Origin of the sequence: Marinobacter flavimaris (assembly GCF_002933295.1) — a bacterium.
GTDB classification, from domain to species: Bacteria; Pseudomonadota; Gammaproteobacteria; order Pseudomonadales; family Oleiphilaceae; genus Marinobacter; species Marinobacter flavimaris.
On sequence record NZ_PSSW01000017.1, the window covers coordinates 1 to 12,771 of the forward strand.

At 51.4% G+C, this 12,771-nt stretch carries 11 protein-coding genes; 3 read left to right on the forward strand and 8 right to left on the reverse strand.

Annotated elements, in window-relative coordinates:
- Positions 1 to 91 precede the first annotated feature (91 nt).
- The 3 genes from mobF to MDHKLMBL_RS19555 are packed head-to-tail and all read left to right on the forward strand — an operon-like array spanning position 92 to position 3,635.
- Positions 92 to 2,800 (forward strand): MobF family relaxase, encoded by a 2,709-nt coding sequence (gene mobF, locus MDHKLMBL_RS19545; RefSeq protein ID WP_274540926.1) that lies wholly within the window; start codon positions 92 to 94, stop codon positions 2,798 to 2,800.
- A gap of 14 nt (positions 2,801 to 2,814) precedes the next feature.
- Entirely contained in the window at positions 2,815 to 3,276 is a 462-nt protein-coding gene (locus MDHKLMBL_RS19550) for a hypothetical protein (protein WP_104272291.1), read from the forward strand.
- A gap of 5 nt (positions 3,277 to 3,281) precedes the next feature.
- Complete coding sequence (locus MDHKLMBL_RS19555; protein ID WP_146083433.1) at positions 3,282 to 3,635, forward strand: hypothetical protein; 354 nt, start codon at positions 3,282 to 3,284, stop codon at positions 3,633 to 3,635.
- Here MDHKLMBL_RS19555 and MDHKLMBL_RS19560 read toward each other — a convergent pair whose 3' ends face one another.
- Genes MDHKLMBL_RS19560 through MDHKLMBL_RS19595 form a run of 8 tightly spaced genes read right to left on the reverse strand, consistent with a single transcriptional unit; the run spans position 3,636 to position 12,744 of the window.
- Positions 3,636 to 4,619 carry a S49 family peptidase gene (locus tag MDHKLMBL_RS19560; RefSeq protein WP_099619980.1) on the reverse strand — a complete coding sequence of 328 codons (984 nt, stop codon included), beginning with the start codon at positions 4,617 to 4,619 and terminating at the stop codon, positions 3,636 to 3,638.
- A 4-nt stretch (positions 4,620 to 4,623) separates the two neighbouring features.
- Positions 4,624 to 5,052, reverse strand: a complete 429-nt coding sequence (locus MDHKLMBL_RS19565) for a lytic transglycosylase domain-containing protein (RefSeq protein ID WP_158254297.1) — start codon at positions 5,050 to 5,052, stop codon at positions 4,624 to 4,626.
- Positions 5,039 to 8,329, reverse strand: coding sequence for a conjugal transfer protein TraG N-terminal domain-containing protein (locus tag MDHKLMBL_RS19570; protein WP_104272297.1), 3,291 nt, complete (start codon positions 8,327 to 8,329; stop codon positions 5,039 to 5,041). The genes MDHKLMBL_RS19565 and MDHKLMBL_RS19570 overlap by 14 nt, the downstream gene beginning before the upstream one ends.
- Positions 8,326 to 9,705 (reverse strand): conjugal transfer protein TraH, encoded by a 1,380-nt coding sequence (locus tag MDHKLMBL_RS19575; RefSeq protein ID WP_104272299.1) that lies wholly within the window; start codon positions 9,703 to 9,705, stop codon positions 8,326 to 8,328. The genes MDHKLMBL_RS19570 and MDHKLMBL_RS19575 overlap by 4 nt, the downstream gene beginning before the upstream one ends.
- Entirely contained in the window at positions 9,705 to 10,535 is an 831-nt protein-coding gene (locus MDHKLMBL_RS19580) for a conjugal transfer protein TraF (RefSeq protein ID WP_104272301.1), read from the reverse strand. Before MDHKLMBL_RS19580 ends, MDHKLMBL_RS19575 begins: the two co-directional genes overlap by 1 nt.
- A gap of 11 nt (positions 10,536 to 10,546) precedes the next feature.
- The gene (locus MDHKLMBL_RS19585) at positions 10,547 to 11,014 is read right to left on the reverse strand and encodes a S26 family signal peptidase (protein ID WP_091643655.1); all 468 of its coding nucleotides are present in this window, start codon (positions 11,012 to 11,014) and stop codon (positions 10,547 to 10,549) included.
- On the reverse strand, positions 11,004 to 11,771 hold the full coding sequence (locus MDHKLMBL_RS19590) for a type-F conjugative transfer system pilin assembly protein TrbC (protein WP_158254298.1): 768 nt from the start codon (positions 11,769 to 11,771) through the stop codon (positions 11,004 to 11,006). The genes MDHKLMBL_RS19585 and MDHKLMBL_RS19590 overlap by 11 nt, the downstream gene beginning before the upstream one ends.
- Positions 11,758 to 12,744 (reverse strand): TraU family protein, encoded by a 987-nt coding sequence (locus MDHKLMBL_RS19595; protein WP_199185554.1) that lies wholly within the window; start codon positions 12,742 to 12,744, stop codon positions 11,758 to 11,760. The genes MDHKLMBL_RS19590 and MDHKLMBL_RS19595 overlap by 14 nt, the downstream gene beginning before the upstream one ends.
- Positions 12,745 to 12,771: the final 27 nt, after the last annotated feature.

The following is a 12,771-nucleotide window of genomic DNA, read 5'->3' on the forward strand; positions in this document are numbered from 1 at the left end:
CATGCAGGTTAGACTTGGACATGGCGTATCATTCCTCTGTTGGTTGTGATCGTCGCGGTGATCAACCAACAGGATACGCCACCCCTTCAACCTGCTTCCATACACCAGAAATCACCATAACTCGGTAGGTAAGGGTGCCGCCTTAATGGGCCTGGAAGGGCCGGTGGACATTAAGGTATTTCAGCAGGCATTGGAGGGCCGGTTGCCAACTGGAGACACGCTGGGGCGGTCGGACGGGAAAGGTGGCTTGGAACATAAACCAGGTTGGGATTTTACGTTTTCAGCTCCTAAATCCGTTTCGATTATGGCGCTGATGGGAGGTGATGAGCGGCTGATGGCCGCTCATAAAGAAGCGGTCAAATCGGCTGTCGGTTACATAGAAGATAGGCTGGTTGGAGCCCGGAATACCTCAGAAGGGGTTTCGCAGTTTGTACGCACTGAAAACCTCGCTGCGGCGACATTTACGCACACGACCAGTAGGGCGCTGGATCCTCAATTGCATACGCATAGCGTGATACTGAACGCTACGCTGAGGAATGATGGTCAGTGGCGATCCATCGAAAGCAGGAAAATGTACGATCCGAATGTGGCTGCAGGACAGGTATACCGATCTGAACTTGCCATGAAAGCCCAGGAGCTCGGTTACACAATTGAGCGCGGCAAGAACGGCACGTTTGAGCTTCAAGAGGTGTCTCAGGAGCTTCGAGATCTTTATTCCAAGCGGCGAAAGGATATTGAGGCTGCCTCAAAGGAAAGGGGTCTGGAGGGTGCCAAAGCCATGGATAGGGCATCATTAATGACGCGCGATTCGAAGCAGTCGACGACAGAAGATGTATTGCAGGAACGGTGGCGGAGCGAGCTTCAAGAAGCTCGTTTGACGGTTCCTACCATCCCCGAGGCGCGGCCAAGTGCTGAAAGGGACAGTCCTGACCGCGCTAAAGACGACGCGATTTTTGCTTATAAGAAATTGGCGGAACGTGAGGCCGTTTTCTCAGAAGGTGAACTGGTCAAGATGACCCTTGCGTGGGGCGTAGGCAATCACAGTATTAAGGACGTAGAACAGGCAGTACGCAGCCTGAAGCAGGAAAAAGTCCTGCTTCACGCCACTGGGGTTTCGCGGGATGAGGCGTATCTCACCACCCCCCAAGCTCTAAAGAAAGAGCGGTATATCGTAGATCTGGTGAAGACTGGCCAAAATGAATTAAAGCCGATATCCGGCAAAGGAGCGGTCAAGGAATACGGACAATCTTTGGGTTTCACCAGGGGTCAGATGGAGGGTGCAACAACCATCTTGAATGGGAAAGATAGGGTCGTTGGCGTTCAAGGTTATGCCGGTACTGGTAAGACCTACATGCTATCTGCGGTGCGCGAGGTCGCAGAGGGGAAGGGATACTCGGTCCGTGGTTTTGCCCCAACAGGATCTGCAAGCGACTCGCTAATGGAAGGCTCTGGGATTCGGAGTCAAACGCTTGCCAGCCACCTCTACGCATTGGCGCGGGAAGAGGAAGGGAAGGGCGGAAAGGGACTGGATCAGAAGAAGCTCTGGATTGTCGATGAAGGCTCTCTGGTAAACGCTAATCAAATGGCTGATCTGCTCACCTACGCTCGAAAGGAAGGTGCCCGAGTTGCGTTGGTTGGTGACCACGCGCAGATCGGTTCAGTTGAGTGGGGTAATCCGTTCGCGCAGCTCGTAAGAGGCGGCATGAAGACGGCTCAGATGACTGAAATCCAGCGGCAGAAGAACAATCCGATTCTTCTGCAAGCAGTGAAAGATGCGATGGTTGGTCAAGTTGCTAAAGCAATGAAGAACGTCGCGGGGCGGATTCACGAAGACCCGAATCGTGAAACTTTGGTGACTCGAGTGATTGATGACTATGCCGGTATGACCGCCAGGGACCGCTCAGACACACTTTTGATGGTTCCGGATAATGAAACGCGGGCTGTTGTGAATCAGGGCATCCGAGAGAAGCTGCAACAATCTGGCGACCTGGGGAAAGATAAAGCCGAATTAAAGGTGTTGGTGAGTCTGGGGCTTACAAGGGTAGAAAAAGGAAGTTCACGGGGCTATCAGAAAGGTGATTTAGTTCAGTTTGCGAGGGATTTTAAAACCATTGGGGTTGAACGAAATGAATTGGTCAAAGTCCTTCGTGTTGACGGCGAAAAGGTAATATTTGCTAACAAGGACGGTCAGGAAGTTGAGTGGCGACCTGATAAAGTTGCTGGTCGTGCCAAGCATGGGGTCGAGGTTTATCGTGAAGAAGATAAGCGCTTGGCAGAGGGTGATCGCATAAGGTGGACCAAGACTGACAAGGACCGGGATCTTAAGAACGGTGCAAAGGGGGAAATTGAGCGGATCGATGGGTCAACGGCCATAATAAAATTTCAGGATGGGCGTCGAATCTCGCTGGACCTGAAAGAGGATAAACATTGGGACCATGCTTATGCCTCAACAATTGTTTCTGCCCAGGGACAGACCTACAGATCCGCAATGGCATTGGCAGAAAGTTGGCGGCGCAACCTCGTTAATCAGAAATCATTCTATGTTGGATTGTCCAGGGCTAAAGAAGATGCTCGGATTTATACCGACGATAGAGCCAAGCTCACAAAAGGTATTGAAGAGCGTACCGGCGAGAAAACGAGTGCCTTGGAAGGTCGCAACGTGAGCGTCGAGAAAATGTTTGCTGCTGATGGTCTGGTGAAAGAAACCAGGATGGAGAAGGTTACTCAAAAGGTTAAGGAAATCGTGGACAAGGCGTTGGGGCGCGAAAAAGGTGGACCGGCGAAAGACTTGTCCTTATAAAAAAGGAGCTTGTCATGCTTTACACATTAGGTTTTATGAAATGCGTTATCGCGCCGACCTTTGGTATGGCGCTGTGGGCTTGGTTCGTTTACGACGGGACTATCATGCCGGAGCTTTACATGGAAGATGCTGCCATATTGGGAGTTTTTCTTGCTGTTCCGGCGGCACTCGCATTTGCCGTCTTTTGTCATTATACGAGGGGTGTAATCAGGGCCACAGGCGTAATAGCCGTAGCGATTTTGACCTTTTGGCTAACGCCAAGTGGTCTCGAAGCTCAAACCCCCGAGTGGGAAGTTATGGGGCGCCAGATTATTCTGCCCTTACCTTTTATGGTGGTTGGTACTCTTTTTATCGGGGTTTGCCTCTGGCCTGTGATTTATGCCCGAGAAATCTATGAGATTAAAGGCGATGTTCTAAGGGGAGTTGTTCAGGTTGCGCTCGAAGATTCTAACAAGAAGGACCTCAGAAATAGGTGATTGAAATGTTGAAAGGAATTGTAGGTTTCGGCTGCGGGCTTGCTTTGATTTTGAGCTCCCCCATCGTTTGGAGTGAGCAAAACGTTTACGACATACAGACAATAAAAGAGGTGACTAGCGTTTCCAAGATAAACGCAGTCTGTCTGGAAGATCTAACGAAGGGCAATCTGGATTCGTTTAGCATTGAACAACAAGGCCTGTGTTCCTGTGTAAGCTTCCAGCTTGTTCAAACGTTATCGTTCAAAGAATACCGTCAGATTGAGAGAAATATTTTTAGTGGTAATAAACACTGGACCGACACCGAAGCGATCAGCCGCGTCAGGCCTCGCCTACGCGAAGCCTGTAACTGGACAGGTTAGCTAGAGGCGCGGACCATTGATATTGCTCAGTTCGCTACTGATCCGAGAGACGATTGAGTCGGCGATAGATTCGGAAACACTCGGAAGCCTACCGAATAGCCCTGGTTTCAAGCTGTAATCGAGGGCATGTTCTGAGCCAAACTCTTCTTTCAACACTCGATGGTAAGTGGATATTCCGTCAACTAAACCAAGAGATAATGCTTCGGTTCCTGTCCAGTAGTCTCCGCTGAAAAGATCATCAGCCTCTGACAGCTTATCTTTTCTGGATGATCGCACAACGGCAATGAACTGCTGGTGTATTTCATCGAGCACCGATTGAACTTTAAGAAGGTCCTCAGGTTTTGCATCCGTGAAAGGGTCAAGCCTCCTTTTGTTGTCGCCAGCTACGATAGTTCTAGCTGTTACACCAGCCTTCTCCGCAAGATTTTTAAGGCCAAAGGATTGCTGGAAGACGCCGATCGAACCAGTGAGCGTAGCCGGATTCACTAGTATCTTATCGGCAGCAACTGCAACCATATAAGCCCCGCTCGTGAGCATGTCGTCACCTAACACCACCAAGCGCTTGCCAGTTTCCTCTTTAAGTTGCATTAGGTACTGGTGAAGCTTGTGTGACTGAACGGGCGTGCCACCCGGCGAGTTGATAACTAGAAGAACACCCTTAGAATCTTCGTCGTGGAAGGCTTGGTAAAGGTTGTTTTCTAATTCACTAAGTGCTGTAGGTTTTCCTGCCTCTATAGGGCCATTAATTCTTACTAGGGAAACATAGGATTCGCCTTTTGGGATCGTTATGCCTCCAAGAATTCCTCGCGAGTAAAGAATGTTAATTGTGAAAATAGTGACAATGACCAGAATGAATCCAATCGTCCTGAAATTCGCATTGCGTCGAGCTTTCCGGGTCTCTGACATTATGGCGTCGGCAAAGGCCGTCTGCTGACGAGTAAATGCTTCGATAAGCGTTTGTTCGGTGTTTTTTTCCTGGTCCATAGCATCACTCTCCTACTTGGTTTAGGGCATCACGGATCTTCGACACATAGTGCCGGCGGGCGCGCTGAACTTTTGGTTTGGTTGAGAATCCTGCGTTATAGGCTCCCACAGCGGCCCAAAGGTCGCCTTTTGTGGTAACGAGGTTTTCGGCAAGGATCCAGGCGCCTACATGGATATTGGTGCAAGGATCGCGAACCAGAACAGGAGCTGTTATTCGGTAGGGCTGCAACCGCTCTAAATGCTGGGAGTTGATCTGCATTAACCCATAATCTCTGGAACCATCGCTGTTGTTGCCGTTTATCGCATCGGTTTTGTTATTACTTTCCACAAGAGCAATTGCTTTCAATAACTTTGCCGGGACCTGGTAGCGACCTGCGGCCTCAGAAAAACATTGATTTATGTCCGCCAATACCGAAGAACTAACGACCAGCATTGCTGCGAGACCTACGATTCGGGGTCTTCTCTTCCTCGCCATCGTTAAGTAGCTCCTTGCCTTCATGTTCAGAAAGTGTTGTGTAGCGGGCATCCGCATCCTCTCCAGCCGCCGAGTAAAGTTTTTGGAAGCCGTCTTGGAAGTGCAGCGCAGCGGCTGTCGCGGCGTCCCTTTCTGGTGTGAGAGAGCCGGGTTGTGTTTCGTAGCTCTCCATGACGTTCCAAGTAGATTCCGCAAGCTTCTCCAAGGCCTGGCGATTCATATTTGCGTCTTCGTGATCAGCGTATGTAATGCCAGCGTTCACCATCGCTGAGGCATGGACAGGAGAAAGATCTTGCAACGGTGTTTGAAGCCCGGCCTGGAAAGCGCCGCCCACACTCACGTTTTCTGAGAGGTTTGAGCTGTTCACTGCATCGATCACGCTAGTAAGCTGATGCAGGAACATTGCTTTGTTGCCTTGTTCGCCATCGCCGGCAAACTTCTGGAATTGGTCGGCAAGGCGGGCTGTATCAGCAGGATCCTTGCTAAGAGCCCAATGCGCCGCGTTGGGGAGCTCGACCCTCCCACCGGTTTCAATTCTGGTGGTGTCAGTTTCGGTGTAACTCCTATCTTTGCGAATGTGGTTGTCAGAGGCGGCGTTGTTACCGGACAGAGCGCTGCTGTGAACGATGTTCCCCTCATTGTCGAGAGCAAGTGTTACCCGAGCCCCATCATCAACCGCGTCGATTTGACGCTGTGTGAACCAGCCGTTTTCGTCATGTGCGCTCTGCATTTCTTCTTTGGACATAGAAAACGAGCCAGCCGAAGCCAGGCGATCGCGAAGAACAAGTTCTTGCATCGACATTCCGGTTCCATCGGACATTAATTCCATTGTGGTGAGGTTTGAAGCGACTGCAGACTGATGGAGTCTTCCAGTGTCCAAGAGGTATTCATACATACCTCCTGGTCTCATCATTCCCTGTTCATAAGTTGCTTGGCCATCTGCTGATCGCTTCATAGTTTCAATTGCTTGAGATACAGCAAGCTGCTGTGGCGTAACTTCATCCAATGCCAGCGCAGTTCCGTGATCAGAAGCAGCGCGCACGGAACCTACTGCCTCATAAATCTGGGATGGAGACTGGCCCGTTTCTGCCATGTAACTCATCATTCCGCGAAGCTCTGACTGATTCATGTTTGCTGAAAATTCTGAGAACTTAACCATCTCGCCGGGATGCCAGTTAGTAGCGCTCAACTTGCCCCACAGGTCAGCATTAGTGGCTGTCGCATAAGCCTCAAAAATTTGTCCTCTCGATAGATCAGGGTGCTGCTCTGCGATACGGTCAAGCATGGTGCCTACACGCTGAGTGTTGCCTGTGTTGATTGAAACTGACTGTGCAGTATTAATGGCTTCCTGCTCATTCACAGACATACCAAAGGTCGCGGCAGACTGATTGCGGCCGGAGGCAGCCCCGTGCCTCACCTGGCTTTCTACATTCGAGGTGTTTAGCCCCTGCTTGAATAGAGCTTCAGGGGAGCTATCTCCACCGTTGGATTGCACGGCGCCAGCAACGCCACCCACAACTCCACCGGCTCCATATGCGCCCAATGCTTTACCTGAGGTGATCGGATTGGTGTGGCCAAGATCTGCCATGCCAGACATCGTTTCGAGGCCTCGGTAGTGGCTTTCTGCTTGATTGTGCTCAGAAACAGAGGCGATATTGTTCCACCCGGTCTCGGCCATGAGGTTTGCGGATCCGCGAGCACTCGCAAGCGAATTCAAATGGTTCATGCTTTCTACAGGGGACTGAGCTTTGTTTGCTGCGTCAGAGCCTGCGCCGTCAGCATGCCCCGACCAATTTCCAGCCAGAGACGTCAGGCCATAGGGCGACATCTTGAAGAGCATGGCGGCGATGAAAGCCGAAATGGTGATACCCATGCCGCGGGCTTTTCCAAAAAGAGAAAGCGCCTGGGTTGCACTTTCGGGGGCAAGGAACATTGCGGATAGCCCCATGTTGTGACGCTGAATTTCGTCAACGGCATCGTAGGCCTGGTCGACCGCAATTTGTGCCAAGATCACATCCATGACCCCCCACAGCATTATCCAGCCGAGAAGAGCCACGATAAGCTTCAGGGCCATGGGGAATAGTGGCGTCACAATGAAAAGTGCCAGAATCGGGATCAGTCCCAACACTATGGCGGTAACTGAAGCCCTAATCTTTGGCATCCACTCGTTCGCGCTAACAGCAATTCCAAGTCCGTTGTTTACCATGGACCGGTTGGTTAAGGCGCGGATCCCCGCATCTGGGTTTTCATCAAGCATAACGCTGGCGATTGCATTACTAATGACCACGTTTCTAAGCAATTGCGCAGGTGGGGCGGCTGCGGCTCCAAACACGTTAAGATTCATGTTTTGAATCTTTGTTTCGCACGCTGTTTTTTGTGCGGGTACGGCTATATCAAAGCCGGTTTTGGTACAAACGGAATTCAGGTGCTCATCGTATGTTGGCGCGGCGTTTAGAGCCGGCGCCAGGACATTGTCATAAGCGTCTGAACAACTCATCACTGTGCCGGCCTTGCCCGCGCCAGAGGAATACATGGTCGTGAACATCGCAGGCGATTTCATATCGGCTAACTGGTTCAGCAAGTCGTCCGTGCCGCTTTTAATCTCGGCAAGATCCACTGCGTAGCTGGGGAGGACAAGTGCAAGCTTTGAGCAGTCTTTGAAATACTGTCGGATAGACTTCTGGAGGTAATAATCGGAGGAAAAGGTTTTATCCGACGTTGCGTTGAGCAGGAGCTCGAAGCCAACACCCATTCCCTCTGTCCCGTAGGGATGAGCGGCCGAGGCATCCACAATCTCTTGAACTGCCCGCTCCGCTTTGTTGGTCATACCAGCGACCAAAACAATCAAATCAGGAACGTCTGGCACAGCTTCATAGGCATTTCGGACCGGGTCATATACATGCACAGTGCCGGTTGGAGTGATCAATGCTTTAAAGACAGCCACGCCAATTAAGGTCGTCATTAACCAGGACAGGCTGAGGCCAGTGGCCGACTGTTGGAAATTAATGATGCCTTTACCGACTGTGAACAAACCACCGAGTAACAGGCCGAGTACCACGGCCACGGCGAATAATGTGGTGTACTGATTATTCGCAAATACCAGTGAAATGCGTTTAAAGGCGTTTACCGTTTCCGTGAAGCCGTCATAGGTATAGAAATCCATATCCAGGGCAAACGCTGTGCTTGGTAGCGCTGCCACGAGGATCAGAGCGATTATCGGAAGTGTGCGCTTCATTGAGTGATGTCCTCTGCATTGCGCCGAAGAACTTCTTCTTGTCGCTTAGCCTGGGCAGCGGTAAATGCGATGTGTGCCATCTGCTCTTGGGTTTTTTTGAGATAACTGGTTCGCGCGGCCATTCGGAATTGGTAAGCGTCTTTTTTTATTCCGGTTAGATGGTCGGCAACCTCGGCGTAAACTGTTCTGTCGCATTGTGGGCCGGCGGCGCCTGTGCTGTTCATAACCGCGTCGATTTCGCGGATCATGTTGTCGATGGTGTTGTAGAGATCATCGACCATATAAAACGCATAGGCATAGGCGACGACTTCTTCCGTGAGAGCGATCGCCATTGCTTGGTCTCCCAGTGCAATGGAATCGACAATAATTGGCAGGATTGGGATCGGAGAAGAGGTCAGGAACGCCTCATCTGCTGCACTTAAAGCGGTTTTGTTCTCGATTTTGGTGGCGATCGCATTCATCTGATTGCTCACTAGTGCCAGAAGACCGCCTGGAGTCGCTGAATCCGTTTGGCAAACAGGTCCACCCGCACCGTTGACTTTCTTTTCGGCATTGCCGACAACGAAATCATCAATGCTGGATTCGTCGTTATTGGGACATGAGCTAATCGGTTCGATGACGGGGGCTTTCACGGCTGCCGTTGCGTTGATCATCACATCACCCACGAATCCGCGCATGGTATCGACGTACTGGAAACCGAATTCGTCAGCGGCATTCTGTAGTAGGGAGCCAGTCTTGAAGATGTTGTTGAATTGGGTCGGACAATCGGCAGTAAGCTGCTTGACGTCGACGGATGGCTTCTGGTTGGCTGCTACTTGATTTTCAGTCGTTTCATACCAGCTTGTAACTGACCCAAGTGCGGTGGCCGCCTTGCTATCCAGGGCTTTGAGACGGTTGCTGGCTGCGGTCCCGATAAAATCACCAACGGGCTCGCCAAGCTTTTTGGCAAATTGGCAATCGTTGATCTGAATTCCGTTCAAGTCGTTGATTATTTTTTCGAAACTTTTCATCGTCTCAGAGAGTTCTTTGCTCATCACTTTCATTGCTGTGTCGAAAGCGACGGCAGGAGCTGCCTGAATCATGTTCTGAAGCTTATCGACCAGGTAATCCGGGTCGAGCATCGACATCCCGCCAAGAAAAAGATCAACACCACCACACCCTGCCGATACCCTGGGGGGCGAAATAGTGAGAAGCGGGTCGTTGGACACGTTGAAGCGGGCTGAATAGGAGCCTGCAGAGTAGAAACCGCGTTGCTGGTTCTTGTAGCTTGATGCGCCACTGGACGTGGATGAAGCAAACCAGTCATCCGTCCAGTTTGCGGAGGCCACTGGCGCGGAAAGCGAAAGGATTAGGGTTGGGAGGATAAGCCTTTTCATCAGAACGATTCTCCCTTTGGCGCGCCCGGATCAAAGAATCCACCCTGGCGATATTCGGGTGTGAGGAATTGCTCAGGGGATGTCTCGCCTCTCAAATAGCGGATGGCGCGATATGCGTTTGAGGTGATTTTGGTGGCTGATTCCACCCCAACTGCAATTGGCATCCAGCGTTCGCTATTACGCTCGATGAGAATAACCATCGGGGTCACTTGGACATCGAATCGCGCTTGAGCGGATGGGTTTTTGTTTATATTTACTTCAGTAGTTTCAAGCCCGGTGCGATCTGACACTAACTTGAGAATGTTTCTTTGAGGCGAGCAGTACGGGCACTCTTCAGTCGAGAAAAGTGCTAGGGCATATTTGCCCCTGAAGTTTTCTAGGTATTGAGCCTGGTTATTGGCGCGCTGCTGAAGTTCCGCTTTTCGGCCCGGGGAAGTAATCGGGTACTGTGATGCACCGCTGAGAGTTGGATTTTGCAGCATGACCATGTTGGACACGGCCGTAAATCCGGCAGCCTTGCGGCGCACGACATCCTGAATTCGATAATAGGCAAGTACACTCTCCGGAGTTCTAAGCCAAACAGCTTCCTTCAGGTAGTTTTCGAGCATGGCTTTTAAGTCATCCGGGTGCATATCCATCATCTCCGCTGCCGGTGGCGGTGGAGGAAGTGGTTGCCTCTCCTTCTTATCGGGATCTTCTTCGCGAGAAGGCTTAACCGGTTCTTCATACCAGTGATACCCCTTGATCTGAGTATCCTGGTTCGGCTGCTGGATGGCGTTTGCCTGTGAGGCAGCAAGAGCGAGCAAGAGCAGTGTCAGTACAAATTTCATGGGTTGGCTCCTTAAAAGATCGCTTTGAGGCGCTTGGTTTTGGAGACGTCCACAAAACCCCAATACCGTGAGTCGAAAGAATCGGGATGCGATCCATAGGCCCAAGCTTTGCCGGCAGGTACTACTCCCGAATAGGAAAATAGGGGTAAAGGATCGCCTTTGAGCGTTTCAGTCTTGGCGCGCCCCAGAGACTCTCCATCGCAAAAAAACTCAAGATCCTTTTGGGTTATTGTTTGACCCTCCCAGCACATGAGCCTTTTGCTGATTAACACAGGTTCATGGCCCGCCAATTCATGAGAAAGCTCGAATGTCGCATAGTCGCCTGGCCCGGCAATGGCGTCGGTTTCCCAAAAAATTCTGTGATCGACAGACTCAGAGACCGTGATATTGAGGTGGTCTGAAACGAAGGAAATTGCAAAGGCAAGAGGCGCCCCTACAAGCAAAGTGAGAAGGACATTTTTCACTTTATTATTGAGCATTTGGGTTCTCCAGCTTGGCAAGAATGAATTCGGCCGGTGCGCCGCCGGTCATAGTGGTTAAGCGTTTCAGGAGACTTTGTAGGCTGGAATCCCCGTAAACCACGGGCAGTTGCATTCCGGGGGTTGCAGCGCCTTTCTCGCAATAACTTTGAAAATCAAAGTTCTGCTCAACGACCAGGGCGGGGACTTTGGTGATGTTGTGATTCCTGAATTGGATGGGATCGATGACGACATCAAGCCCTCGCATTGCGCACTTTGGCCCCTCACACGTCGGGTTCTTGCGAAGAACCTTGGCCATGAATTCCATGGTGGGCTGTGTTTTCTTGAGACCACCGATCATGCCGCGCATCACCATCACACCACCGACCTTTTCAAGATCCCTGGCGTAATTCCGCAAGGTGATTTCCGGAATGGAGCTTGAGACGAATAGCAGGGCGCGGGAGCCAGTTGCTTTAGGGTCTGGGTTTTCAGGATCGCCAGCATCGAGGCCAGCATCGGCCCGAAGCAGACTGAGAAATTCATTCTTTCGGGCTTGCCACTGGTCGCTGTTCACCTCCTGCATGACTTCGGAGACGCGGGCCTTCATCGCCGGTGAATCCATCACCCGTTCTTTGGCCTGTTTCGCGATCGCCAGATATTCCTCCGGCACGTTGATCTGATCGGGAAGTGTGGGAATGGCATCCGATTCCGCAGAGGCTAATGGGCTCATTAGACAGAGGGTTAGGGCAAACCCCAGGTTACTTTTAATAAGAAACACAGCAGTTGAGCCTCCTAAACACCATCCATGAAAAATTGTCACCGCCTGCGGGGGGGTGCTTGTAATGGCTCCACAACAAACCGGTTTGACCGATCGGCCGGCAGCTATCGTCCCGAACAGGCTTCATCAGTTGCAGCTTGTATTTGTCCTTGGACCAAATGGGAACTGGCGCGGTATAGCAGCCATCTGAGGAGGATTCTTTTAGTAGTCCCATCCGAGCCATGAAGTAGATTCCGCGGGCTGCGATCCCGGCATTCGCCGTCACGTAATCCGTGCCGGTTATTGACCCGGCCAGGGGATAGGCTCCTGACCACGATCCCATGCACCAGAAGAGGGAATTAACGGGCCTTCCAACCAAGGCGCCAGAGGAATCCGCAGCGCACGCCAGTTGAGCGACCGGGTTGGCGAACAGCAACGACTCGGGGTGAATCATCAGCGAGAGAATTTCGTTGTTCCAGGTAGGGATGAGTTCAGTCATCATCGCTACGTCGAATTCTCGCTCTGCTATGCAGGGGATGTCATAGAACAGCCCCAAGATGCTAAATGCGGGAAAGAAGTAGTAATGCATCTGCTGGAAGGTTTTGGACTGACCATCTTCCTGCATGTGCGATCCGCCCAGTTTCCCGCCGGTGTTCATCAACTTGAATCCGAGAGGCATCATGCAGTAGGGATCTGAAACGGTATCAATCAGCCGTGAGGGCTCCCACATAGAAATACCAATGCCGTATCGATTGATCGCTCCTGAATTACAGCTGCAGAGCACGGAAGGGGAGTCAGCACCAGGATCGGGCATTCCTGAATCGCCTTTACCGATGCTCAGCCCGCCAATGCGAATCGGGAAGATGCACTGCCAGGAGACGTCCGTAACAGGATTCAAGACGCCAGAGGGGCATTTGGACGCGAGGGCTGATTGAGGGGCCGTGTAAGCCCCTACCAGTGTTAAAAGAAGCAATATTGCTCGAATACTCATCATGGCTAGAAACGTCCGGGAATTTCCCTA

Excerpts from the sequence above, each read along its gene's own strand:
- MDHKLMBL_RS19560 (WP_099619980.1), bottom strand. The coding sequence starts at position 4,619 with ATGGACCAGGAAAAAAACACCGAACAAACGCTTATCGAAGCATTTACT.
- MDHKLMBL_RS19575 (WP_104272299.1), bottom strand. The coding sequence starts at position 9,705 with ATGAAAAGGCTTATCCTCCCAACCCTAATCCTTTCGCTTTCCGCGCCA.
- MDHKLMBL_RS19570 (WP_104272297.1), bottom strand. The coding sequence starts at position 8,329 with ATGAAGCGCACACTTCCGATAATCGCTCTGATCCTCGTGGCAGCGCTA.
- MDHKLMBL_RS19585 (WP_091643655.1), bottom strand. The coding sequence starts at position 11,014 with ATGCTCAATAATAAAGTGAAAAATGTCCTTCTCACTTTGCTTGTAGGG.
- MDHKLMBL_RS19580 (WP_104272301.1), bottom strand. The coding sequence starts at position 10,535 with ATGAAATTTGTACTGACACTGCTCTTGCTCGCTCTTGCTGCCTCACAG.
- MDHKLMBL_RS19595 (WP_199185554.1), bottom strand. The coding sequence starts at position 12,744 with ATGATGAGTATTCGAGCAATATTGCTTCTTTTAACACTGGTAGGGGCT.
- MDHKLMBL_RS19565 (WP_158254297.1), bottom strand. The coding sequence starts at position 5,052 with ATGCTGGTCGTTAGTTCTTCGGTATTGGCGGACATAAATCAATGTTTT.
- MDHKLMBL_RS19555 (WP_146083433.1), top strand. The coding sequence starts at position 3,282 with ATGTTGAAAGGAATTGTAGGTTTCGGCTGCGGGCTTGCTTTGATTTTG.
- MDHKLMBL_RS19550 (WP_104272291.1), top strand. The coding sequence starts at position 2,815 with ATGCTTTACACATTAGGTTTTATGAAATGCGTTATCGCGCCGACCTTT.